General features: G+C 46.3%; 17 protein-coding genes. 6 read left to right on the forward strand and 11 right to left on the reverse strand.

Going from position 1 to position 25086, the window contains the following annotated elements; genetic code table 11:
• Positions 1-115: 115 nt before the first annotated feature.
• From G493_RS0124675 to G493_RS0124695, 4 genes are all read right to left on the reverse strand, one after another.
• Positions 116-1240 carry a hypothetical protein gene (locus G493_RS0124675; RefSeq protein ID WP_028582485.1) on the reverse strand — a complete coding sequence of 375 codons (1125 nt, stop codon included), beginning with the start codon at positions 1238-1240 and terminating at the stop codon, positions 116-118.
• A 954-nt stretch (positions 1241-2194) separates the two neighbouring features.
• Positions 2195-5416, reverse strand: a complete 3222-nt coding sequence (locus G493_RS0124685; RefSeq protein WP_028582486.1) for an efflux RND transporter permease subunit — start codon at positions 5414-5416, stop codon at positions 2195-2197.
• Entirely contained in the window at positions 5413-6432 is a 1020-nt protein-coding gene (locus G493_RS0124690) for an efflux RND transporter periplasmic adaptor subunit (RefSeq protein ID WP_028582487.1), read from the reverse strand. Before G493_RS0124690 ends, G493_RS0124685 begins: the two co-directional genes overlap by 4 nt.
• A gap of 15 nt (positions 6433-6447) precedes the next feature.
• Positions 6448-7776 carry a TolC family protein gene (locus G493_RS0124695; protein WP_028582488.1) on the reverse strand — a complete coding sequence of 443 codons (1329 nt, stop codon included), beginning with the start codon at positions 7774-7776 and terminating at the stop codon, positions 6448-6450.
• Positions 7777-8165: 389 nt separating this feature from the next.
• On the opposite strand from G493_RS0124695, the gene G493_RS32765 reads away from it, so the two are divergent.
• Positions 8166-8726: a prolipoprotein diacylglyceryl transferase gene (locus tag G493_RS32765; protein WP_051309915.1), complete on the forward strand. Its 561-nt coding sequence runs from the start codon at positions 8166-8168 to the stop codon at positions 8724-8726.
• 426 nt (positions 8727-9152) lie between these two features.
• On the opposite strand, the gene G493_RS0124705 is transcribed toward G493_RS32765, so the two are convergent.
• The 5 genes from G493_RS0124705 to G493_RS0124725 form a co-directional block, all read right to left on the reverse strand.
• On the reverse strand, positions 9153-10541 hold the full coding sequence (locus G493_RS0124705) for an MBL fold metallo-hydrolase (protein WP_028582489.1): 1389 nt from the start codon (positions 10539-10541) through the stop codon (positions 9153-9155).
• Positions 10542-10552: 11 nt separating this feature from the next.
• The gene (locus G493_RS0124710; protein WP_028582490.1) at positions 10553-11632 is read right to left on the reverse strand and encodes an OmpA family protein; all 1080 of its coding nucleotides are present in this window, start codon (positions 11630-11632) and stop codon (positions 10553-10555) included.
• 69 nt (positions 11633-11701) lie between these two features.
• Positions 11702-12286 (reverse strand): HDIG domain-containing metalloprotein, encoded by a 585-nt coding sequence (locus G493_RS0124715; protein WP_028582491.1) that lies wholly within the window; start codon positions 12284-12286, stop codon positions 11702-11704.
• A gap of 20 nt (positions 12287-12306) precedes the next feature.
• Positions 12307-13332 carry a uroporphyrinogen decarboxylase gene (hemE, locus tag G493_RS0124720; RefSeq protein WP_028582492.1) on the reverse strand — a complete coding sequence of 342 codons (1026 nt, stop codon included), beginning with the start codon at positions 13330-13332 and terminating at the stop codon, positions 12307-12309.
• 247 nt (positions 13333-13579) lie between these two features.
• Positions 13580-14644 carry a radical SAM/SPASM domain-containing protein gene (locus tag G493_RS0124725; protein WP_028582493.1) on the reverse strand — a complete coding sequence of 355 codons (1065 nt, stop codon included), beginning with the start codon at positions 14642-14644 and terminating at the stop codon, positions 13580-13582.
• A 592-nt stretch (positions 14645-15236) separates the two neighbouring features.
• Between G493_RS0124725 and G493_RS0124730 the strand changes: the two genes are divergently transcribed.
• Positions 15237-15722, forward strand: a complete 486-nt coding sequence (locus tag G493_RS0124730; protein ID WP_035275907.1) for a universal stress protein — start codon at positions 15237-15239, stop codon at positions 15720-15722.
• A 587-nt stretch (positions 15723-16309) separates the two neighbouring features.
• Here the strand turns inward: G493_RS0124730 and G493_RS0124740 are convergent.
• Together G493_RS0124740 and G493_RS0124750 are read right to left on the reverse strand one after the other, a co-directional pair.
• Positions 16310-17449: a hypothetical protein gene (locus G493_RS0124740; protein WP_153306670.1), complete on the reverse strand. Its 1140-nt coding sequence runs from the start codon at positions 17447-17449 to the stop codon at positions 16310-16312.
• A gap of 221 nt (positions 17450-17670) precedes the next feature.
• A complete protein-coding gene (locus tag G493_RS0124750) occupies positions 17671-18474 on the reverse strand; it encodes an LbetaH domain-containing protein (protein WP_028582497.1) in 804 nt (267 codons plus the stop codon).
• A gap of 509 nt (positions 18475-18983) precedes the next feature.
• On the opposite strand from G493_RS0124750, the gene lon reads away from it, so the two are divergent.
• From lon to G493_RS0124770, 4 genes are all read left to right on the forward strand, one after another.
• The gene (lon, locus tag G493_RS0124755; RefSeq protein WP_028582498.1) at positions 18984-21413 is read left to right on the forward strand and encodes an endopeptidase La; all 2430 of its coding nucleotides are present in this window, start codon (positions 18984-18986) and stop codon (positions 21411-21413) included.
• Positions 21414-21682: 269 nt separating this feature from the next.
• Positions 21683-22693, forward strand: a complete 1011-nt coding sequence (gene mltG, locus G493_RS0124760; RefSeq protein WP_028582499.1) for an endolytic transglycosylase MltG — start codon at positions 21683-21685, stop codon at positions 22691-22693.
• Between the two features lie 174 nt (positions 22694-22867).
• Positions 22868-23068, forward strand: a complete 201-nt coding sequence (locus G493_RS0124765; protein ID WP_028582500.1) for a cold-shock protein — start codon at positions 22868-22870, stop codon at positions 23066-23068.
• Between the two features lie 182 nt (positions 23069-23250).
• Positions 23251-24879 carry an NAD+ synthase gene (locus G493_RS0124770; protein WP_028582501.1) on the forward strand — a complete coding sequence of 543 codons (1629 nt, stop codon included), beginning with the start codon at positions 23251-23253 and terminating at the stop codon, positions 24877-24879.
• Positions 24880-25086 lie beyond the last annotated feature (207 nt).

Here is a 25086-nt window from a genome sequence, read left to right on the forward strand (position 1 = left end):
AAACATCCATTACCCGGCTACGGCTCGGTAGCTCATGGGAACCGCCTAGTGCGGACCCGCATGCTAGGTGGTGTGGGGGCTGGGGGAGAGATTCCCCCGGCTACCCGATTAAGCCCTATTCTTTTATCAATTCATCGAAATTACGAGCTATTTCTTCAATATTCTTTCTGTCTTTCTCGGTAAGAAAGGTTTTAGGCATTTTTACCAAACGAACCTGCTTGAAGTAACTTTCTGCAAATGAGTCAGATGGCTGTTTGCCAAAGGCAATATTTTGATAGAAAGACTTAAGAACAGTTTTGAATTCCGCCGGTTTTGTCTCCTCAAGTTTTGGCAGACTTTCAGAAAAGTATTCTCCCACTTCTTTAGGAAGGGATGGGATGTATAAAACTATAAAATTTACTGACAAACCGTCCTCTGGCACGGTCCCCTTGAATGTCCATTTGTGCTTCCCATCATCCTTTGTCGCTGACTCGGGATATATTGCTTCCCAAAATGTTGGCCTCGTGAATTTGGGGAATTTGTCATCCGCTCCCTCGAGAAAATTATTTTTCTCTAGCTCCTTGTAAAAAGCCGATGCGTCTAGCTGAAATACTGCTTCGTCAACAGAACCGGCCCAAGTATATGCTGTTTTAGTGATGTACCCGAAGTTGTAGCTTAAAGCTGGAAACAGTTTATCTATGGCTCTGAATTTTCTTCCCTGTTCATCAAAATCTCTGAACACTGAATTCGCCGAACCTACGCCCATTAACATTCTGTAGGTGACAACAACCTCTTTTGACTCGTCAGGATCAAACTTGTTTTGCCATGCAAATACCTTTTTGAATAATCCTTTAGGATCAAATTCTTTTTCAATAAGACCTTCTTTTAGTTCTGTCTTAATTTCGGTTCCGCCACTCACAACTTTGAAATGGAGGTTATCCAAAACATATTTTTCGTCTCCAAATCCCTGAAGATCAAGGAAGGGAAAGCCCATCTGGAGAGATACAATGTCTTTGGTTGTGTTCTTTAAATAAAATTTTGCTGTTACATTTGCCCAGGGAATGAATGGGACACCAAACCGCCCGCTGTTTTCATCTACTGATAATTTGATATCTACTCTTTCTCTAACCAATCGAATTTGATTGTTTTTTATTGGGATTACTTGATTGCCAGAACCATAGAACACGCCAGTATTGGCAAAACAGGTATTGGCAAGAAAGGCGCACAAAAATAGTGAGATAAACAAGGTGATTGTTTTCAAGTTAGTTCCTTTTTTTGATGCTTAACAAGTAATTATGAAGTTTCTCGATAACACACACCTATTCACAGGCCGGCAATTTCGGCCTACGTGCAAGCGCTAGCACGTGCTTCGGAATTACCCTCGATACAACTAATTTGAAACTCTGCGTGTAATCGACCAGTTAACGAACTAACTCTATAAAACAACTTGCCTCAAGCTTTGTCAATTTATAAACTTATCGTGCTCGATAACAGGCATCTATTGCATATTATGAAGTCGCTTTTTAACTGCATGAGACCTGTACTTGCTGGTCAAAGGAGAGTGAACGGCGAAAAGTACTGAGCTGAGTATGGTCAATCATGTTCTTATCGTTTTGAGCAGTTCGGCTGGATATAAATTATTAAGGAAAATTAAACATATATCCTGGGGATAGCCGTCAGAGGACAACATATGATAGATTATTGTGTTATCAAGCAGTTTATGAATACATCGAAGTTCTTCAGGTAAGCTTAATAGGTCCTTACGGAAATCGTATTCAGCCGTAACTTCAATAAGAACCTTTGGTGCGATTTCCTTTTTTTAGGGTCTTCTTCGTGAGGAGATTCCAGTTCGGATATTTATTTTTCTGGTGTATGCGGATAACGAGCTTGATATTCTTGTGGTGCATAAAGCCTCCGTTGTGAATTGAATACTCTTGGTAGGAGCTTCAGTCCATAATAGAGGCTTTTTTTGTTAACCAATGGTATTTACAGCTTGTTCAACCATTTTTCCAGCATCCATCCTGTGTTGTCAATCATTGGTGTTGTTTAACCTGTAGCTTTTCTAGGTATATAGATGTGATAGTTCGGTAGCATCGTCGAAAAATTATGCATGCAAGATACGTATATGGCAGTGCTTGTTTTTCTCTGTGTTGTGCTCTGATAAAAACCTCCTATCTTTGAACAACCATTCTGATGAATGGGGAGAAAATATTTGTCATAAGGTTTTCGCTTTCACCATGTAATACAGCACAGGCACAGCCATGCGGCTGATGAGTAGCGATGCTATCTCACCAAACATAAGAGAAATGGCCAGTCCCTGAAATATGGGATCTGCCAGTATGACCGAGGCGCCCACTACAACGGCAAGAGCAGTTAGCAACATGGGGCGGAAACGAATTGCCCCTGCTTCAACCACAGCATCTTTCAGGGATAAACCGTGGCTGATGCGAAGTTCAATGAAATCCACCAGGATTATGGAATTTCGCACCACAATTCCTGCACCGGCCATAAAACCGATCATGGAGGTGGCTGTGAAAAAGGCATGTAATCCCCAGTGAGCCGGCAGAATACCAATGAGGGAGAACGGTATGGCAGCCATGACCACCAAAGGAGTGATGTAATCTTTAAACCAGCCTACCATCAGCATATAGATAAGCACCATAACTACGCAGAATGCCATCCCCAGATCTCTGAAAACTTCCAGAGTAATGTGCCACTCGCCATCCCATTTCATGGAAGGTTCTGATTCGATAAAAGGTTGTGAAAGATTATAGATGCGGATGGGCTGGTCCTGTCCGCCATATTCTGATCCTGAGAGCTGTTTGAGTTGTTTGTTCATTTTCAGAATAGGATAAGCCGGGCTTTCCGCAGCACCGGCAACATCACCTGTTACGTAGATTACAGGGCGAAGGTTTTTCCGGTAGATAGGTTGATCAACCGGCTGCTCAGTGACTCGAACCAGTTCCCGGAGGGGAACCAGGGGAGCCTGAGGGCTGCTTGCAGACCTCAGGCCTATGCCTAATAAACTGTCCACACGTGCACGCTGTTCACGGGGAAGTTGAAGGATAATGTTGATTTCTTCTTTGTCGCGAGGTTGGTGGTACAGGTCGATGGAGAGGCCTGAGAGACCTGTTTGTACAGCCCTGGTAACGGTCCCTTCACTGATTCCGTTGAGGGCCGCCTTTTCCTTATCCACCGTAATGACGGTTTTCATCCTCGGGTTTTCTCTATACCAGTCAATATCCACGACACCATCTGTATGGGCAAAAATATCCTTTACCTTGTTTGCAAGCCGTTCCCTGTCCGTGTCAGTGGGGCCGTATATTTCTGCTACCAGGGTCTGAAGAACAGGAGGGCCTGGAGGTACTTCGGCTACAGCAACGGCAGCATGGTATTTTGCAGCGATTGCAGCAATTGCAGGTCGAACAGTTTTTGCAATGTCATGGCTTTGCCTGTCCCGGTCGCCTTTGGGTTTGAGATTTACCTGTATATCTGCCACTGATGGGCCGGAACGCATGAAATAGTGCCTGACCAGACCATTGAAATTGTACGGCGAAGCTGTACCTGCATAAATCTGATAGTGAACCACCTCTTCCACGTTGGCAAGCTGTTCGACCATTTCTTTGGCAACCCTGGTAGTTTGCTCCAGTGTTCCTCCTTCGGGCATGTCGAGGATGATCTGAAATTCTGATTTATTGTCAAAGGGAAGCATTTTGACCTGCACCAGGCCGAAATAGACCATGGATGCGGAACCTAGCAGCAGGCAAATAATAACTAGAAAAAAAGTAAGGCGCCATTTGGTGGAGGCAAGTAGTGGGTCCATCACCTTATGGTAGAGACGGGTGAAAAAATCATTTGGAGCATGATCATGGTCGTCTCCAGCGCTCTCTGCTGCGCCTTTTTTTCTTTTAAGGATATGAATGGAGGCCCAGGGGGTAACTGTGAAGGCAATAACCAGTGAGAAAATCATGGCAGCGGAGGCGCCCACAGGAATCGGGCGCATATACGGTCCCATGAGACCACCAACAAAGGCCATGGGCAGAATGGCCGCAATAACAGCCCAGGTTGCCAGAATTGTGGGGTTGCCAACTTCTATGACAGCTTCTACTGCTATTGTTTTTAAGGATTTACGCTGGTTGGATGGCAGTCGCATGTGCCGGACAATGTTTTCCACCACCACAATAGCATCATCAACCAGGATGCCGATGGAAAAGATAAGTGCAAACAGGGTAATACGATTTAAGGTATATCCGTACAGGTAAAAGAGCAGCAGGGTCAGTGACAGGGTGGAGGGGATGGCAAGGAGGACGATCATCGATTCACGCCAGCCCAGGAAAAAGAGGATCAGAACCGCCACCCCGAATACTGCAATTCCCATATGGAACAGTAGTTCATTGGATTTTTCAGCAGCTGTTTCTCCATAGTCTCTGGTAACTGTTACAGTGACTTCGTCGGGAATAAGGGTACCCTTAAGAGTATCGACTTTATGGAGCACCGTTTCTACCACATGTACAGCATTGGCACCCGGTCGTTTCGCTACGGACAGGGTTATAGCTGGTTCCATCTCAGGAGTACCGGCGCTGCCGTGGAAGACGTATGTTTGTGGTTCCTCAGGGCCGTCCAGGATAGTGGCCACTTCATCAAGGTACACAGGTTTACCACCATAGACACCGATAACAACTCTACCTATATCCCTGGCAGATTGAAGGAATGTACCTGTCTGAACAAGAATTTCCTGATTCTTAGCCTGGAGAACACCGGAAAACGATTGGCGATTGGCTTCTGTAAGGCTGTCGACAAGTTGTTCCGGGCTCAGATCACGTGCGGCAAGGCGGAGTGGGTCAAACTGGATACGGACCTGTCGTCTGGTGCCGCCGATAATTTTCGTTTCTGCGACTTCAAAGATATTTTTTACAGAATCATCCACTTCAGCGACCAGGCGACGGAGGGTGTAATGGTCATATTTTGAGGAGTGAAAGGTCAGTGCCAGGATTGGAACATCATCTATGGTGTGGGGTTTTATCAGAGGCGGGGAAACCCCATGGGGAATGCGGTCAAAGTTGGTCTGCAGTTTTTGGTTGAGTCGGACTATGGATTCCTCCAGGTCGCGTCCAACATAGAAGCGTACCACCAGCATGGATTGCCCCGGCATTGATGTGGAGTAGATATATTCAACTCCTGGTAATTCGTAAAGCAGCTTTTCCATGGGGATAGAAACACGCTGTTCCACTTCTTTTGCTGTGGCTCCTGGCATGGAAACCAGAACATCAATCATGGGAACTTTTATCTGCGGTTCTTCCTCCCTTGGCAGTAAAGCCAGGGCAAGCAGGCCTAGAAGCAGTGAGGCCGCTATTCCAATTACTGTGAGTTTGGAATCAACAAAAGCAGCAGCAAGGCGGCCTGCAAATCCCGGGTGCTCTATCTGTTCAGTATTCATTGTGCTCTGCGAACCTCTTGCCCATTGATCAGAGGATGGGGCTTGTCGATGACGACTTCCTCACCCGGTTCAAGGCCACTGAGAACCTCAACCAGTCCTTTAACCTGCATGCCTTTTCGGATCAGGCGAAGATATACCTGATTGTTCTGGACCACAAATACCCTGTCAAGCTGGCCTGAAGCATCAATCGCACTTTCCGGTATATAGTAACCTGTCTGTACGGCGCCGGGGAGCAATACCCTGGCAAATTGTCCACTGCGCAGTTTTTCCTGAAGAGGCAGATCCAAAGTCACTGGAGCTGTTCGGGATGCAGGGTCTGCTGCCGGCGCCACTTCGGCCACTGTTGCCTGTGTGGTGACCCCCGCAGCCGGGATGGTGACCTGCAGTTTGTCTCCCGGATCAATGGTGAGCACAAGACTTTCCGGAACAGCGGTCCGCACCTGCAAGTGGGTATTGTTTTCGATGCGTAGAAGCCCCTGGCCGGGGGTGGCCAGATCCCCAACATAGGCTTGTTTTTTTGTGACTACACCTGTAAATGGTGCTGTAATGCTGGTGTAGCCAAGCATGGTATCCACTTCGATATACGTTGCCTGGGCGAGATTATATTGATCCTGCATGGATTTGACTGTTTCTGGAGTGGTGGCATGTTTTGTCAGAAGTTTCTGTTCACGCTCAAGATTTCTTTTTGCCTGGCTCAGTTGTGCTTCAGCCTGTTTGAGTTTGGCTCCGAGTTCCCTGGCACTGATTTGAACCAGAAGGTCTCCCTTTTCCACTCGTGAGCCAAGAACAACCGGAATTTCAGAAATCGTTCCGGATATTTTGGCAGCTATGGTGGCCCTTTCAACCGCTTCGAGGGTTCCAACCACTTCCACAAGGGCAGGGACGTGCTGTTCAGTAACAAAAGCGGTTGAGACTGTAATCGGTTGACCCTCAGGCAGATGACTTTCAGCTGCTATGATCGGGAGGGCAATGAACATTGCCGATAACAGGCAAAGCATGCAGGTGATGTATTTCATAGTCTGTACCAACGTCTACTTGTTGCTGAATTGATCGGCGCCATAGGCCCTTCGTAGGTCGGCTATGGCAATTCTTTTTGCGGCCATGGCCAGGGCACGGCGAACCTGGGCATCGGTGAGCCGGTTTTCTGTGTCAATAATGTCGGATGAAAGAATTACTCCCTCTTTAAATCGCGCACGGGATAAACGCGCACTTTCACTGGCTGACTCGACCATTATTCCGGTTACCTGTAGCCTCTTTTCCGCCTGTTGCAGACTGAGTGCAGCTTTTTCCTGCTCAAGGTTAATGGCAAGTTGGAGCTTGCGTAACTGTTCTCTAGCCTCGGCCAGGCGGGTTCGTGCTGATTCGACTTCAGAAGCAGTCCGCTTTCCGTTAAACAGGGTATAATCAAGCCGAATACCGGCAAACCAGGAGTCTCCATTTTCATCAAGTTCAAATCCCTGATCGACCTGATATGAGCCATAGGCTCCGGCTTTGGGATAATACCCGGATTGGGCCTTGCGTATACCTGCCTCAAGGGATTGGAGTGTTATTTCCATAGCCTTGAGTTCAGGCCTTTTCCATGATTGATCAGCTGAGGGGGGTTGTTGGTCTATGCTTCCTGCCAGATCAAGTAATGGGTTGTCCCCTGTGAGGCCTAGCAGGTTAAGAAAGTTTCTTTTGGATATTTCCAGGCCGTGCTGAGTCTGTATAAGATTTTCCCTGGCAAGAGATTGCTGAACCTCAAGGTTGAGAACTTCCTGCTTGAGAAGGTCTCCCTCCTCGTAACGGGCCTGGGCAACTTGCAGTGAAGCGCCAAGGGCTTCCACTGACGACTCCCTGGCAAGCACAGTTTCCTGGGCCTGTACTATCGTATAAAACGCCTGAATAATATGAAAATCCAACGTTGCAAGAATTGCCTGATGCTCCAATGTCCGGGCCTGAGTGTTGAGTTTGGCCATGGCAAGTCCAGCTTGATCTTCTCCTCCATTGTAAAGGGAATAGTGTATAGCTGTCTTCAGTTGGAGATCGTCGGTTTCACCGGGATCATTGAAATCGATGGAATTGTTAAAAGCTCCCTGGTTGAGAATATTGCCAAAAGAGTACATGGGGTTATTAGTACGAGCATACTCTGCCTGAAGGGTGACTTGAGGATAAAAGGCAGCCTGGGATTTTTGAACAAAAGCTTCGGCGTTGGCGATTCTCTGCATAGCAGCTTGTGCATCCGGGCTATGCGTGTGCGCAAAACCAACAGCTTCCTGAATCGTCCATGCTTTATGTTGCGATTCTGTACCGGCGGCCTGCAGAGTTGCCGGCAGGCAAGCAAGAAGGATGAAAAGAAACGATGCGTACAGTCTGACCATATTTTTACCTGCAACGTAAGGGGTAACGGAGGGTACTGCAGTGTATGTCTGAAAGGGAGCCGAGGGACAGCTGGTGCAGCAATATAGAGATACCACGTCCCTGCTGAAATAGATATGTAGCATCGTTACACTGAAACTATCCACAGAGCCATATACTGTGAAAAAGTATAAGAAAAATAGTGATCAAAGTCTACCGTTTTTCTGGAATCTTCTTCTTTGCGAGGCCAGAAAATGCTGTCGATAAAAGTAACATACCGGCAACAGATTGAAGGGTCGGGAAGGCCTGGCCACGCCTGTGTACCCAAGAAAAAGCAGATAGGGATCTTGTCTTACTTTTTGAAGTGACTATTATTTTTCCTCGTCACTTTGAAAATCAATAAGGAGGAAATATGGCACAAATGCAGGGAATGTTGAAACGGATATTGAGCGCTTTACTGGTACTGGCGGTATTGTCTCTGGGAAGCATAGTCTGGGCCCAGGAAGAACCTGTAGCTGCACCTGTGCCCGAGCAGGGCAAATGGGAGAAGGCAGGCCAGGAAATCAAAGAGGCCGCAGGAGCTGTATCTGATGCAACCAAAGACAGCGCTGGAAAAACCTGGGAAAAAACCAAGGAAGTAAGTTCCAAGTCCTGGGAAAAAACTAAAGAGGTCAGCGGTGAATCATGGCAAAAGACCAAGGACGTAAGTGGAGAGGCCTGGGGAAAAGTTAAGGAGGAAACAGGTGAATTTGCCGAGGAAGCCGGCGAAGCTTCTCAGGAAGCCTGGTCAAAGACCAAGGAAAAGAGTAAAGAGCTGTGGGATAAAGGGAAAGAGAAATTTTCAGACTCACCTGAAGCTGCAAGTGGAGTAACTCCTCCTGAAGAGCCGGAGGTAAGTATGCCTGAGTCTCCCGAGGCGCCAACCGTTCCTGGAGAGGATGCCGGCGAGGCCGCTGAACAGAATAACAACTAACTTGGCACGCAGTTTCGCATGGCCTGTCTTCCGGCCGTATGTAAAGCAGGCACTCGTAAGTAACCTCAACTCCCATTGCTCTTGGCGTAAAATAAGCAACGTGATGCTTTGTTTGAAAACATCCATGTATAAAAAGAGAAGAGACGTTACTGTATGACAGTTACCGGGCAGGGACTCGTAGTGATCTACGGCAACTGTCCGGTACTAAGTGCCTGTCCATAAATGGTCTTTTCGGAGTTTGCAATTTTACCTGAACTTGAACAAAACTCCTCAGTTATGAACAGACACTAACCAGGCAGAATTTGTAAAATCTGCTCGTTCTGCAGGGGGATTTTTTCGAATTTAAAAAAAACAATGTTTTTCAGGATTACTCGATAAACTTCATCGTTCTAACCCAATTAGCATGTAAGTCATGAGAAATGTCGGTTAGACCGAGTAACTTTGGTGGAGGGTAGGGATCTCAACCTCTGTATCCTCGAGCAGACTGCCAAGTGTTTCCTGGGATTTCTCTTCGCCATGAACCAGAAAGGTTCGTCCAGGTTTTCCCGTTTTTTTATGCCAGGTCACCAGTTCACGCTGATCAGCATGAGCAGAAAAACCACCGATGGTATACAGGCTTGCATTGACATCTATTTCTTCTCGAAAAATGTTTACAGTTTCAGCACCATCAATGATAGTACGTGCAAGCGTGCCTGTTCCAGCATAACCGACAAAGACCACCGCTGCTTCTTTGCGCCAGAGATTATGTCTCAGGTGGTGGCGAATTCTACCCGCTGTGCACATGCCGGACCCTGCAATGATCACAACACCTCGCATCTGCTTCAGGGCCATGGAGTCGGCGGTTTCCCTGGAGAAATTCAAACCGGGAATTTCAAAGGGATCGTTTCCCTTATCCAGGACTTCCCACGTTTCCTCGTCAAAACATTCCGGATGCCTGCGAAAAATTTCCGTGGCTGAAATCGCCATGGGGGAATCCAGAAATACTTCAAGATCTCCAGGGAGCAACCTTTGTTCTACTCCCTCCCGCAGATAATAGAGAATTTCCTGGCTGCGCTCTAACGCAAAACTGGGGATCAGGACATTTCCGTTTCTGGCAATGGTTGAATTGATAGCCTGATAGAGTTCATCAATGGAAGGCTCGAGGCTCTTATGGAGACGGTCGCCATAGGTGGATTCCATTACCACTATGTCGCAATCAGGTGGTGTTGCCGGGTCCGGGATGATAGCACGCTCATTGTAACCCAGGTCGCCGGAGAACAGAATTCTTTTGGTGGATCCATTATGAGTGTGTTCAACCAGAATCGAAGCAGAGCCGAGAATATGGCCGGCATCGTAAAAAGTTGCGGTTATACCTGGTGCCAGAGGAACCGCCACTTCAAAATCGGCAATGTCTACGAAAAAGTCCAGGCTTCTGAGGGCATCCACGGTGGTGTAGAGAGGTTGAAAGGAGAGGTCGGTTTTATTGCGCTTGTTCTTTTTATATGCTCTGTATTTAGCTTCCTCCTCCTGTATGCGTGCGGAGTCCAGCATAACGAGTCGAGCCAGTTCCCTGGTGGCTGCCGTGGTAATTATTTTTCCTTTGAACCCATGCTTGACCAGTAAAGGAATACGGCCACAATGATCAAGGTGGGCATGGGTCAGCAGCAGGAAATCAATGGAGACGGGATCAAATCCGAAATCATTCCTGTTTTCTTCTTCCAGTTCTCTTTTTCCCTGATACATGCCGCAATCGATGAGTATCCGGGTTCCGTTATGTTCAAGATAATGGCAGGACCCGGTTACGTTTCTGGCTGCCCCGTGAAATTCAAGTTGCATTGTTGAAATACCTATTTATTACGTATGGTTATTGTCACCCGGCGGTTAAGTTTCCGGCCGGCCTCAGTGTCATTGGAAGCAACAGGATCGGCAAAGCCGTACCAATATGTCAGCAGCCTGCTTTTATCTATCTGAAAATTGGTTTGCAGGTAGTTCTGAATCCGTTCCGCGCGTCTTTTTGACAGTTCAATGTTGTATTCTTTGGTTCCGATATTATCCGTAAATCCAGAAAGAACCAGGTAGCTTTCTGGTTGTTTTTGCAGTGTCCTGCCCAGGGTATTGAGCGGTTTGAGGTATTCTGGTCGAATATTGGAGCGGTCAAAATTAAAAAGAACCGTGTTGAAATTGGAACTTCCGGTATCCATGAACAGTTTGCCCAACAGGTGTTCCGGGTGGTTGTAGACAGTATCAAAATCAATAACCTGGGAACAGCTGTTGACAGATCCTATTTGATTCAGCAGTGCTTTGGCATCTTCATCTGTGGCACTGCTGATGATGGTGAAACAGACGTCAAATTGCTCTGCCAGTTTGCGAGCCTGTTCCATTGGCTGAGGTTCAAGCTCTGTAAAAGTGGAATCCTTGCCATCGCTGAAGAGAAAGACTTCGGTTCGGCCGGGAATCCCCAGTAAGTGTTCCAGTTTCATCAGCCCGATCTGTAACATGGGCGGACCTTGTGGGATTTCAGGGAGTTGCTCAATAGCCTCTGCAAAGGATTGTTTTTCGTACCTGCTCAGTCTGTAGTAGGGGACGAAACCGCCTGGAGATCCATGGAGCCAGAGGCCTCCCTTCCAGTAGGGGTAGAGTCCTGTTTGCCATCCGAGATCGGGAAGCGTGCCGTTGCTTGTACGGATAATTTGTTTCTGCGCCTGAAGCCTGGTAAGCCCGGTGTCCCTGTATGGAACATCCATGGTTGTTGAAGGGTCGTATAAAATGAAAAAATTGTCCGCCATGCGAAGTACGTCAGTATTCTGCGGCTTAAATGCTTGCAGATCCTCAGCCGCTAGAGTCTGCTGCGAGAACAGGAAACAGATGGCGGTAACAATCAGCAAAGTTCTCCAGAACATGGGAGCCATTGTGCGTGTTTGAGACATGGTCGGGCCTCCTTGGCGTTGATGGGTAGGTAGTGTATGTCCCTGAGGACAAGGAGCAATTTAGAAATATTATCCGTGCAATTGTTCTACATCACAGCAGCCCAGCTTTTCAGGGGTAATGGAAAGCCAGGAAAAAAGATGTTCCTCCAGCTGCAGACATTTATTGAAATTTGAACAGATAAGAGCATGCCGTTTCGGGTCGTTTTTTCCGTAGCGTGTCAGGATGTATTCCAGCCGTTTATCCAGAGTTACCACCTCATCGTGGCGAACGCGTTTGTCTGCATAATAAACGATTTCTCTAGCTGTGAAGTATCCCTGGGAATATCGTTTGGAATCATATGAAGGGAGAAGTACGTGTTCTTCGACAATGTCTGCTACTTCCGGGTAGCCGCTGTCTCTGCACATTTCAGCACCCAACAGAGCATGGTTGCAGGATTCGTCCAGACATAGGGTTTTGGCAATATCATGGAGCAGGGCACCGGCAATAACAAGCCTTTGGTCTGGCAACGGCCGCGGTATGGCAGGGTTTGCCTGTAATTCAGTGAGAATTTCTTCAGACAGGCGGGCAACGGTTAAAGAGTGTGCCCGGATATTGTCCAGCATGCCATGTTGTTCCATCAGCTTATAGCACTCTGCTTGATCAGGAATGCGCACCTTTCTTCTCCTCTCTTAATTCATGGTTTACCACTCAGGCGGTGGACCGCATCAACGGCAATTCTTGCCTGATCAGGTGGGGTCTGGGGCTGGATACCGTGTCCGAGGTTGAAAATATGGCCTTTAGCGTCTTTTGCATCATCAAGCAATGTGGCTATTCGTTTTTCCAATTCCTTTTGAGGGAGAAAAAGAGCGATGGGGTCAAGGTTACCCTGCACGGCATGATTGCCTACGCCGGCAATGGCATCCTTGATGTTTATGCGCCAGTCCAGCCCGAGTACATCAGCTCCGGCCGTTGTCGTATGGGGGAGTAAGGTAGCACCGTTGTTTGCAAAGTAAATGATCGGAACGTCTGTGACTTCTCGCAAATCCGCAATAATGCGCTGTACATAAGGAAGAGCAAATCTGAGATAATCGACAGGTGCGAGAATACCTGCCCAGGAGTCGAAAATTTGCAAAGCCTGTGCTCCTGCCTTTGCCTGCGCCCGGAGATATTTACTGGTGCAGTCTGTTATTTTATCCAGTAGGGAGCTGTAGAGCGTTGGATCCTGGAACATCATCCTTTTGGTTTTTAGAAAAACTTTGGAAGATCCGCCTTCAATCAGATAGGTCGCAAGGGTAAAAGGTGCACCGGAAAAACCAATAAGAGGGACATTGAGTTCTTTGCGAAGAAGGCGTATTGTTTCCAGGACAAAGGGCATGGATTCCTCCGGGTCAGGAACGTGGAGTTTGTTTACGTCGTCCTTGTTCCTGATAGGGTTGGGAAAAACGGGTCCAGCGCCCTCGTGAAACTCAAGTTTGAGGTTCATGGCTTCCATGGGGATAAGAATATCCGAAAACAGAATCGCGGCATCAAATCCAAAGATATCAATTGGCTGTAGCGTAACTTCTGTGCACAATTCAGGGGATTTGCAGAGTTCCAGAAACGATACTTTACCCCGAACTTTCTGGTATTCAGGGAGATATCGTCCTGCCTGTCTCATAAACCAAACTGGTGTGTATTCCGTTTGTTCGCCTTTGCACGCCTTGAGAAAGGTATCGTTCATAGAATTCCTTAGTAGGTGTTATGGTAAGCGATTGCAGGAGATTTGTAGAAAATTCCAAGGTCGCTTATTCCTTTTTGGGGCTAATGAACAGCCATACAAGAGTATAATTCAGGTATCTTCAAAGAGTATGATACGTCGTACTGTTCTGTTATGTTGTTTGTAATGTTGTGACGGGCTTGTTATTACTGATTGTACTTTGTGTTTCAGGAAAGTACATTTCAGGGATTGATTTTCTTTGTCGTCTGCATCATTTTGCTGGTTTTATTCCCGGCTGATAGGCACAAAAAGGTTCTTGAGCCAAATAGTCCCCGCTAACCGCATAGGCTCGAGCCCGACAGCCTCCACACACCTGAATATATTCACAGCGTCCACAGGTACCTTTGTATTTTTCAAAGTCACGCATATCCAGTAAAAGAGGTGAGGTCTCCCAAATTTCTTTAAATGACTGCTGGGCAAGATTTCCTGCTGGCAGGGGGAAATAGCTGCATGGCAAAATATTTTTATCCACATCAATAAGGCAGATCAGCTGACCGGCCAGACACCCTTTGGATCCACCGGTGGAAAATTGCAGTGAACGCCGTTTGAATTTACTGCCTTCTTCTTTGGCTTTCTGTAAGACGATTCGGTAGTACTGGGGAGCACAGGTCGGACGTACAAGCAGGTCTGTTTCCTCTTTTTCCATGGCATAATGCCATTCAAGGATGTCTTCATACTCCGTTGCAGGGATGAGTTCTTCCATGATTTCCTCTCCCCGACCAGTGGGAACGATCATGAAGAGATACCACGCCTTGGCTCCCAGTTTTTTTACCAGCTCATAAATTCGAGGCACTTCGCTTTTGTTGCGTTTGGTGAAACTGGAATTTACCAGAAAATCAATATTGTGTTCACGGAATAGACGAATGGCGTTCATCGTGCCTTCAAAAGCACCTGGCTGATTGCGGAAATTGTCATGAACATCTGCTGTGGCTCCGTCCAGACTCAATGAAACCATTTTGATGCCGGATTCTTTGATTGAGGAGCATGTCTGCGCATTTACCAGTGTCCCGTTAGTTGCCAGGCACATCCGCATGCCCAGGTCTGTGCCATATTGGGCAATGTCGAAAACATCTTCACGGAGAAGCGGCTCACCACCGGATAGTACCATTACCGGATCAGCGTATCCATGTATGTCTTCCATGATTGCTTTGGCTTCATCCAGGCTAAAATCCGGATGATTAATAACATCAATTTCTGAGGATGAGCGGCAGTGGACACAGCTGAGGTTACAACGTCTGGTTATTTCCCAGGCAATCCATTTTGGGACAAAATCCATAGGTTTCTCCATAAATTCAAAGTAAAGAAGTCGAGCTAGGACTATATAGACTGGGCTCTTGACGGTCAACTTCTTTTGTGAAGCATGTGAAGCTGCTCAACAGCGGATGAGCTTGTTTTCTTACCAGAGATAATCACTTCCGTGACCAGAGACATTTTCGATTTGCAGTCCTAATTCACGCGCAACTCATCAATATTATGTCAACCGGTAGAGATTTTTTCATTCCTGGCGCTGAATTATTACCCCTGGGCTTGTCGAGAAGCGTATGATATGCCAAAATATTATAGAGTCGATAGAATGAGTTGTACTCCTGATTTTCATGATGGCAAGTTGCGATGGCGGAAAAGCTGTGAGGGATGCTGTGATGTGTACTTGTTTTTTGCAGCTACTTGTTAAAAGTGGTTTGAATAATTACTTTTATTTAAAAGTCGGTATGTGGAAAGTATGTGTACAAAATGAAATGTCTCTGATGCATGTGTGCTTTTGACCCTTTGCTGCCTTTGAGGGAAGATTCTTCTCAGTTTTACACAGTGATTGGCAGAAGTAGTGATTGTATCATTGGATTTTAAGACATCAACCAAGGAGATACTGTATGCAGGAAATTAAAAAAGTGCTCACCCCTATTGATTTTTCAGATAACGCTGAAAAAATAGCCAGTGCTGCGGCATATATAGCTGGAACCTTCAAAGCCGAATTACATTTGATTTTTGTGGCGCAGAATTTTGAGGATTACAGCGGCTTCTTTGTTCCTCCCGTTAACCTTCCCAATCTGGAAGCTGAACTGTTTGAGTCTGCCAAGCAGCGCATGGTAACTTTTACCGAAGAGAACAAGAGTACTTTTGAAAATTATGAAGTCCAGGGAGTTACCAGTGAAGTCCTCTCTGGCGACGTGGCTGAAGAAATCCTTGACTATGCGAAAAAAAATGATATCCATCTCATTGTCATGGGGACACATGGTTACAAGGGACTTGAGCGTATTATGTTTGGTAGTGTGGCAGACAAAGTCGTGAAAACAGCATGTTGTCCGGTTATGACCATCAATCCGTACAGGACGGAATGTGAAGAAAAACAAAAATAATTGATAATTTTCTGAATCCCTGAAAAAGTATTTTTGAGGCAAGGATCCAGAGTTAAGAAACCGTGATGCCCTAGGAGGTTGTCCGAGAATAGGAATTTTCGTTCAGCTCGAGGCAAACCTAAAAAAATACCACAGGTATATATATGATATTCCGAGGATATTTTTCAGGTTTAACGAAGATATGGGCGGAAATAACATTCTTGGACAGCCTCTTGGTAAGTGCCCGGCCGTACATGCAGACGTTCATTGGAGAGCAGGCAAGGGGGAGTCTCCAAGGCATTTTCAGGATGTAATAACCACAGGCGTATAAGGGTCACGGAACAATCTTGCTTGTCTCTCAACTCGGTAATGTCGTCGCGTCAATAGCTCAATACGGCCAGTATGGAACCATTGACGCGACGACGTTGCCAAACAGATATCCTACACAATTTTTGGATATTTATTATTTTTCGCGACCCTAAGCCGAAATCCTGAGCAATTTTGGATAGGTATTACTTGCTATAGACTCGGTTTGAAGAAGGTGCTTGGGGAAAACACAGTACAGCCTAGACGTATGGATGAAGGTTGTACTGTGTTTGTTGAAAAAATCATGCAGGTAAAAACAAGGCTACGAGCCAGCGATGTTCAACCTCATTAGTTTGATCTGACGGGGGAGTATCCGGGGTAAATGCTCGTGTAAAAAGGGTGGCCGGGGAGACCCCTTGTACGGGATACACGAAGAGTTGAGCCTGTGAAGTGGTATTGTCCTGTTCTGCGGTCAATCCTCCTGGCAGAGGAAGAGGCGTTGATCCTGCTTCCGCGTGCGCCTTTTTGTTGATAGCGTTTAGCCAGAGAGAATGCAGTTCTGGTATAACTTCGAGGGTTGTTTTTTCCCGGTTGACGGGCAAGGGAAGGGGGATTCTGCAGGATGCATTGATGTCGAGGTGTCCTTCTTGCCGGGCTTTTTCTACAAGCATGTCAGCTGCGTCAACGGATTGTGTTACGAAAATTCTGCATTTTGAGGGGGGATTTTCTCCAAGGCACATGAGGCGGGTCCATGCCTTGAGACGATGCTTGAATCCAGGAGTGTCAGCTCGTAAATTGGCATGTTGCATGGACGCTGTGATAAACGTGTTTTCTGTTTCTTCGCGCAGCTCATGGAAAAGATCGTGCTGTTTTTCGTAAATTGTCTGTAATTCGTTTCTAATTTCTGCCTCTTCACGCTCTTGTATTTCTGCAATTTTTAGTATGAGTCTTGCCTGCCAAAGCATTTCGGTGAGTTTTTCTTCGTGTCGGTCAAGGGTCCGGGTGCGTGATAGATTTGTTTTAATACTGCTCAGCGATTCTGTCTTTCCGGCAGTGAGTTGGTCTCCGCCCATGTGAGCAAGCTGATTGACAAAATTTTCTCGGTTGTTTTCAATGTCGCGCAGCAGGGCATTGAAGCGTTCCCCTAAAGGACCAAGGGGAGCTGGAACAATAAACTGCAAACGTTTTCCGGAAAGGAGTTCTGAAACGAACGGTGTGGATTTTTCACAGGGGGAGTTAACGTTTTCTGTCGGCTTGAGGTAGACAAGAGCGGGGAAAACCTGTAGAAGGTGGCCCAGGAAATTTTCATTTACAACTGTTTGAGGAAAAATACAGGCTGATTCAACTGTCATGACGACCTTACGGGAAAAAATTACGTTTATACTTACAGCAGGTGCATACCTGCTCTTCCATCTTCGTTTGGGAGCGGACCTTGCTTCCACACTATATCATACATTATACCAGATGTTGTTGACAGCTCCATACGCTGTTGGTTTTACGTATATCCTGGTTATTGTTTTTCGAAAATTTTCAGGTAAGAAAAGAATCCCCTGGGATAGAATTCTACGTATATTTTTTACCTTGGGGATTCTGTTTGCTTTTTTCTTCGCACTCTATGAGTATGCTGCTCCTGGAAAAGGTCCTCTGGAAGCCAAGGATGATACTACGGACGTATCACGGTTCTTGCCTGATAGTGGCCGGAAGCCGCAGTAGTTGTCGGCATCAGGATACAGGACGGACCGAATACGGCACCGGGGCTGGTTACTGAGTTGCACCCGGTCTGACATTCATCACCCATGATGGCACCGAATTTCCGCAGATCGGTCTTTATCGTGCCATTGCTGGTTTTGATCTCCACATTTCCTGGAATAAAACGGAAATTGGCACATTTTGTTCCGGCGCCGAGATTTACCTGGTTGCCAAGAATGGTATCACCAAGGTAAGCAAAATGACCGGCTTTGGCGTCGTTGAGGAATATGGAATGCTTAACTTCTGTGGCATGCCCTACGACGCAACGTTTGCCGATAATGCAGTGGCCACGTATATATGCACCCTGGCGTATTTCAGCCTGATCATCAATTATAGTCGGGCCCTTGATGTAGGCACCTGATTCAATGAGTACGCCTCGGCCAATGTTGATATTTTGACCAATCAGGGTGGCTCCTGCCATGATGATTGATGCACCCTCAAGGATCTGTCCGTTTTCGCAGACATGAAGGGTGCCTTTGGTGGCATCGCCATAGGTGATGGTGCATTCCCTGGCATTACGCAATCTGCCGTTGTGTACGATGAAAGGACTTGTCAGGGGGACCCCATCGGAAAGGCACCTATGTATGAGAAAAGGGCTTGCTTTTTCTTGTGTATAACTTTTGAGTTTTTTCAGGACATCCCATACATAGGTACAGTCGTTGAAAATTTCTCGCTGGCTGAATTCGCTGAGGTCAAAAAAAGATTCCGGGTTAAGCATATCTGTATCCTGTTTGCAGAATGAGTGATAGACTATATATACAGTGAGTCCTGTATAATTGGTCACCGGCCAAATGTTCAAGTTAATTCTATGCAGATTATGCACTCGGCCACTGCTTGACTTCATTTGTTGTCATGTTTACTGTGGTTTGGAAAAATTATCCGCACCAGAAAATAATCCTCTGGTGCCTAAGCAGTGCTCATCCAGAAACGGTATTTTAGAGTCTGACGCATAGCATGCGTGGCCAGCTTAGACTCAACATTGTGACGGGGAAATATTGAATTTTTACTGTATTTTAAATGGTTAAGTTGGGTGTTACATAGTGGTGATGTAGTGTTTTTACACCACAACTGAGTAAGAAAACATTTCTCAGGCAGGTCATGGTGATGCATTTCGGGCCTGGTTCTATCCGGAATTCTGTGTTTTACCCTAGCCTGACTGTTGAGCTGGCCGACTGAGAGATTTTGCTATACCTCGTTTCTGAATAGACGCCAAGGAGGAGAAAAAGAGTGGAATTTGACGATACTTTGTCAAATAGCATGGACGATTTCGGTGAAAATCCAAAAGATCTGGAGATACCAGAATCGGTTCCTATGATGGCGGTACGAGATGTAGTTGTATTCAACTACATGATTATTCCGCTTTTTGTAGGTCGTCCTGGGTCAGTTGAAGCCGTAAATGAAGCCATTAACGGTAATAAACTGTTAATGCTAGTGACGCAAAAAGATGCGACTAAAGATGTACCTGAACCGGATGATCTTTACAAGGTGGGCATGGTGTCCATGATCATGCGAACCCTGAAGCTGCCAGATGGCCGATTAAAGGTGCTTGTTCAGGCTCTGTCAAAGGCGGAGATAAAAAAAGTTCTCCAAAAAGAACCATACTATCAGGTAGAAATTGATCTTGTAGAAGAACCTGAAGTAGAGGAGATCAGCGTTGAAATAGAAGCCCTGATGCGGACAGTCCGTGAACAGACAGAAAAGATAATGTCGTTGCGCGGAATTCTTTCTTCCGATCTCATGATGATCATCAACAATATCGAAGAACCGGGTCGGTTAGCCGACTTGGTGGGCTCTAATCTACGCTTGAAAATCAGCGAGTCCCAGAAGATTCTTGAGACCATTGATCCTATTGCGCGGCTCAGGCTGGTGGCTGACCTGCTCAATAAGGAGTTGGAGGTTTCCACTGTACAGGCGAAAATCCAATCTGATGCCAAGGAGGAAATGTCCAAAACCCAACGAGAGTATTTTCTGCGGGAACAGATGCAGGCCCTGAAGCGTGAATTGGGTGATGAGGACAGTTACTCTCAGGAGATAGAAGATCTGCGGGCAAGCCTGAAAAAGAAAAAGATGCCCAAATATGCCAAAAAGGAGGCTAAAAAACAGCTTAAGCGTCTGGAGATGATGCATCCTGATGCATCTGAAGCCACAATTGTCCGCACCTACATTGACTGGTTTCTGGATCTGCCCTGGAAAGACTCCACGAAAGATTGCCTTGACCTCAAGGTCGCGGCAGAAGTCCTGGACAAGGATCACTACGGGCTGGACAAAATTAAGGAAAGAATTCTTGAGTATCTTGCTGTTCGTAAACTGAATGACAAGACCAAAGGACCAATTATTTGTTTTGCCGGTCCCCCTGGTGTTGGTAAAACTTCCCTTGGTCAGGCGATTGCAAAAGCCATGAATCGTAAATTTTATCGTCTTTCCCTGGGAGGAATGCGCGATGAAGCTGAGATTCGGGGGCATCGCCGGACATATATCGGTTCCATGCCCGGTCGGATCCTGCAGGGACTCAAAAACGTAAAGGCGAATAACCCCGTCTTTATGATGGATGAGATAGATAAAATTGGTGACGATTACAGAGGAGATCCGTCATCGGCCTTGCTGGAAGTTCTCGATCCGGAACAAAACAGTAGTTTTTCAGATCATTACATGAACCTGCCCTTTGATCTTTCAAAGGTTATGTTCATTACAACTGCCAACCGGACAGATACCATCCCCGGCCCGCTACTGGACAGGATGGAAGTTATTCAGCTCAGTGGTTATACTCTGGAAGAGAAAATGGCAATTGCCAAAAGGTATCTATTGCCGCGGCAGATAGCTGAAAATGGTATCAGGAACAGTCATATACGCCTGAATGATGCTATTTTGGAAGATATTATCCGGAGTTATACCCGGGAGGCTGGGGTTCGTAATCTCGAACGTGCCCTGGGCAAGGTTTGTCGAAAGATAGCACGAAAGGTGGCTGAAGGTGGAAAGGGGCCATATGCCGTTTCTGCCAATACGCTTATACGATACCTTGGACCTCCGAAATATCTGCCTGAAAATGAAGTTGATGCTGTTGGACAACCGGGTGTTGCCATTGGCTTGGCATGGACCGAAGTAGGAGGCGAACTGCTTCATATTGAAACCTCCATTTTACCTGGTAAGGGAAAATTAATTCTTACCGGACAGCTTGGTGATGTAATGAAGGAGTCCGCACAGGCTGCACTCAGCTATTGTCGGAGTCGTAATACAGATTTGCGTGTGGAACCCAAATATTTTGATGAGATTGATATTCATATCCATGTGCCTGCCGGTGCGATTCCCAAAGATGGGCCTTCCGCCGGTATTACCATGACCACTGCGTTATTCTCTGCGATTCTGGGCAAATCGGTCAGCAAGAATTTTACCATGACCGGGGAAGTCACATTGCGGGGAAGGGTTTTGCCCATCGGTGGCTTGAAAGACAAAGCTCTTGCTGCCTTACGTGCCGGGTTGTCCAAAATAATTATTCCAGATGAGAATAAGAAAGATCTTGTAGAAATTCCCGAGGAACTGAGGAAAAAGATAACTTTTTATCCCGTAAAGCATATGGATGAAGTTATTCGCCTCACCCTCGGCTCTGAGACTGTGACAGCAGGTAAAAAGAAGAAGGTCAGTTCCACTAAGAATAAATAATCTACTGTTTTTTTAAAGCCGTTAAAGCCTGGCAGGAGTATCCCTGTCAGGCTTTTTTTATTCTTACCTGCCGAGCGTGAATAGACAGGCGATGTTTGAGGGTCCCTGACAAGCAAATGGATAAAATGAATTTGTCTTGCTGTGAGCATCCAATTTGCAAGTGTGCAACTCTTGTAGATTACAGCGTTTTCTTGTAAAAGTACGTTAAACTGCCCCTGATTTGATGTCATGGGGTATGAATTCCCATATATATAATCTGGTACCAGTATATGCGACGTCTTGTCTTTTGTGTTCTACTTCTCATAAGTTCAATGGTTATATGTGCTGCGGGTGCAGGGATTTGGCTGTACGCCTATGCCAGCAAACCCTCTCCAGGCAGTGGTACTGTCGTGGTTGAGATTCCTCAAGGGGCTGGTGTTCGCCGTATTGGAGAATTGCTGGAGGAAAAGCATATTTTAAAAAACGATATTCGTTACCTCATGCTTGTTCGCCTGACCGGCAGTGCCTCCCATTTGCGGGCTGGAGAATTTGAGCTTCATTATGGCTGGACCCCATTGCAGGTTTTACACCATCTCGAGCAGGGGAAAATGTATTATCATTCTCTGACCATCCCCGAAGGGACGAACCTTGAAGATATTGTCGCTCTTTTTGCCAGCCAGGGATGGGGAAGTGGCGAGAAATTTGTTTCCTTTGCCAACTCAGAAGTGTTTTGCCGTTCACTGGGAATAGAACAGGGCTCCCTTGAAGGGTATCTTTTTCCTGATACCTATCATCTTGTTCGTGGTGAGATGGACGAACGTGAAATCCTGACAATGATGGTTCACCGGTTTCATAAGGTTTGGAACAGCTTGAGTGTACCGTCCGGATTCGCATTTGGCCGACACGAGGTTGTGATTCTTGCCTCGATTGTGGAAAAAGAGACTGGTTCTGCGCTGGAGAGGCCTCGTATTGCCAGAGTTTTCATCAATAGACTTGAAAAGGGAATGAGGCTGCAATCCGACCCCACAGTCATTTATGGCATGGAAAATTTTACCGGTGATTTGACCCGTGCAGACCTGCGAGAATCCACTCCTTACAACACCTATGTAGTGAGTGGCTTACCCGCCGGACCTATCTGTAATCCCGGTAAAGAGGCGTTGTCGGCAATACTTCATCCAGCCGAATCCGAGGCGTTGTATTTTGTCTCCAGGAATGACGGAACCCACGAATTTTCAACCACCCTAAAAGCTCATAACAGGGCTGTATTGAAGTATCAAAAAAATAGAAAAAGACCTAAATAACCTAATAATCGCTTTGTTTTTGATTTTAATGATGTTAATGTCGGGCCATTCAGTAGACCATGAGCCACTGCAGGTCAGTATAGATTGGAGGTGGATACATTTTCTAAAGGGTACTGTGGTTTGAGTGGTCGTGGGATAAAACATGTAGCCTTAATTAAGGAGAAAGAAAGGGCAATGTTGAAAGGAACTGTGAAGTGGTTTAACGAGTCTAAGGGGTTTGGGTTTATTGAGCAGGAAGAGGGTAGAGATGTATTTGTCCATTATTCGGCTATTACTGGAAGCGGTTTCAGGACATTGAACGAAGGAGACAAGGTCGAATTTGAAATAGTTGATGGACCGAAAGGTCCTGCCGCAGCAAATGTGCTGAAACAATAGTACATGTGCAAGTCGTCCGGAGGGGTGTCTGGGGGGGGCAACCGGACGACAGACAGAAGCAAGGCAGCTGCTGATATATTCAGTAGCTGCCTTCTTTTTTTTGTGGTATGCGGGACATGAGTTTGCAGGCAGGTATATGAGATTGCCTGTGTAGTATCAATTTTATTACAGTACATGAAGCCGTGAAAATAGCCCTTGTTCAGACCAATCCTATTATTGGCGCATTTGATAACAATTTGCAGGCAGTCCTTTCCTGGATGGAAAAAGCCAAACAGGCCGGATGTGACCTCGTCATCTTTCCAGAGCTTACCCTGTGCGGATATCCCCCACAAGATTATTTGGAAAGGGAGTCTTTCCTTGTTGCCCACGACCGTGCTCTCGAAAAGCTGATTGATGCAACGGAGGGAATTACCTGTATAGTAGGCGTCCTGGAGCGCAGAACAGCCCCAGGGAAAAGCCTGTACAACTCAGCCTTTGTCCTGTCCGAGCGAAAAGTACAATACCGGGCAAGAAAGCAGTTGCTTCCCACCTATGATGTGTTCGATGAAACCCGATATTTTGAAGCGGGAAAAGAGTCAACGGTTATTCCTTTTCAGGGACTGACTTTGGGATTGACGGTATGCGAAGATATCTGGTGGCATCAGCAGCACTATGCCTCAAACCCCATTGAAAATTTTCACCTCGGGCCTGTTATGCCTGATTGCCTTATTAATATCTCTGCTTCTCCTTATTATCATGGCAAGTTGCGTGAACGTAACCAGATTTTCAGTGAATTGTGCCTTCGGCACAAACTTCCCCTTGTATATGTCAATCAGACTGGTGGTCAGGACGGATTGATTTTTGATGGTCACTCCCTGGTGATGAATGCAAAAGGAGAAATCGTTTCAGCTGGTAAAGGTTTTACCGAAGAAATGCTGATTGTTGACAGCACGTGCTGGTCAGAGGATACTGCTTCAGTCGTTGTAGATGACTGCCTGGAGCACGTTGCCGATGCCCTTTGCCTCGGCGTGCGCGATTATCTGCACAAGACTGGGTTTCATAAGGCTGTGATTGGCCTTTCCGGAGGGATAGATTCTGCGATTACAGCGGCTATTGCCTGCACGGCTCTCGGACCAGAAAATGTTCTTTGTGTGGCCATGCCGTCTCCATATACCTCTCAGGCGTCCATAGATGATGCAAGACAATTGACAGAAAATTTTGGGTGCGATTTTGAGCTGCTTGCCATTGAAGGCATTATGGAAACCTATTCCAAAACCCTTGAGGGGCTTTTCGCAGGTACCGATGAAGATGTCACTGAACAAAATATCCAGGCGAGAATACGTGGTAACCTGCTCATGGCCATTTCCAATAAACGTGGATCATTATTGTTGTCCACGGGAAATAAATCAGAAATGGCTGTGGGATACTGTACACTTTACGGAGATATGAGCGGAGGCCTTGCAGTACTTGCCGATGTGCCCAAAGTTATGGTATACAGGCTGGCGCATTTTTTCAACAGGGAGCGGGAGATGATTCCAGAGCGGATAATCACCCGGCCACCGACTGCCGAACTCAAACCCGATCAGTGCGATCAGGATGATCTTCCAGCTTATGAAGTACTTGATCCTATCCTGTGTGCATACCTGGAAGAACAAAAAAGTGTTGAAGAAATTGTGAAGCAGGGGTTTGATGTTAAGGTAGTGCGTGACATTGTACGCCGGATACAGTTGAATGAGTATAAACGAAAACAGGCTCCTCTTGGGATTAAAGTGACCAGCAAGGCTTTCGGGCCTGGGCGCCGATATCCTGTTGTGCAGGGTTTTCGAGAATAATATCTGCAGTAATAAGCAAACAGGTAGTGCTTGTTTATAAATGGAGTGTTGAGTTGGGTAAGGCGCAGTAATGAGGTCCAGGTGCCGGGATTTTTACTGATACTCAATTTTCTTGTAGACAGGCACTAAACTTCCTGTGGAGCATCGCATGTGGTAAACGTATTTTTTACCATTTTTATTCAGAGAAAAATACGTTGAATACAGCCA

The organism is Desulfogranum japonicum DSM 18378, from assembly GCF_000429945.1.
GTDB classification, from domain to species: domain Bacteria; phylum Desulfobacterota; class Desulfobulbia; order Desulfobulbales; family Desulfobulbaceae; genus Desulfogranum; species Desulfogranum japonicum.

Excerpts from the sequence above, each read along its gene's own strand:
- G493_RS0124685 (WP_028582486.1), bottom strand. The coding sequence starts at position 5,416 with ATGAATACTGAACAGATAGAGCACCCGGGATTTGCAGGCCGCCTTGCT.
- G493_RS0124690 (WP_028582487.1), bottom strand. The coding sequence starts at position 6,432 with ATGAAATACATCACCTGCATGCTTTGCCTGTTATCGGCAATGTTCATT.
- G493_RS0124695 (WP_028582488.1), bottom strand. The coding sequence starts at position 7,776 with ATGGTCAGACTGTACGCATCGTTTCTTTTCATCCTTCTTGCTTGCCTG.
- G493_RS32765 (WP_051309915.1), top strand. The coding sequence starts at position 8,166 with ATGGCACAAATGCAGGGAATGTTGAAACGGATATTGAGCGCTTTACTG.
- G493_RS0124705 (WP_028582489.1), bottom strand. The coding sequence starts at position 10,541 with ATGCAACTTGAATTTCACGGGGCAGCCAGAAACGTAACCGGGTCCTGC.
- G493_RS0124710 (WP_028582490.1), bottom strand. The coding sequence starts at position 11,632 with ATGTCTCAAACACGCACAATGGCTCCCATGTTCTGGAGAACTTTGCTG.
- hemE (WP_028582492.1), bottom strand. The coding sequence starts at position 13,332 with ATGAACGATACCTTTCTCAAGGCGTGCAAAGGCGAACAAACGGAATAC.
- G493_RS0124725 (WP_028582493.1), bottom strand. The coding sequence starts at position 14,644 with ATGGATTTTGTCCCAAAATGGATTGCCTGGGAAATAACCAGACGTTGT.
- G493_RS0124730 (WP_035275907.1), top strand. The coding sequence starts at position 15,237 with ATGCAGGAAATTAAAAAAGTGCTCACCCCTATTGATTTTTCAGATAAC.
- G493_RS0124750 (WP_028582497.1), bottom strand. The coding sequence starts at position 18,474 with ATGCTTAACCCGGAATCTTTTTTTGACCTCAGCGAATTCAGCCAGCGA.
- mltG (WP_028582499.1), top strand. The coding sequence starts at position 21,683 with ATGCGACGTCTTGTCTTTTGTGTTCTACTTCTCATAAGTTCAATGGTT.
- G493_RS0124765 (WP_028582500.1), top strand. The coding sequence starts at position 22,868 with ATGTTGAAAGGAACTGTGAAGTGGTTTAACGAGTCTAAGGGGTTTGGG.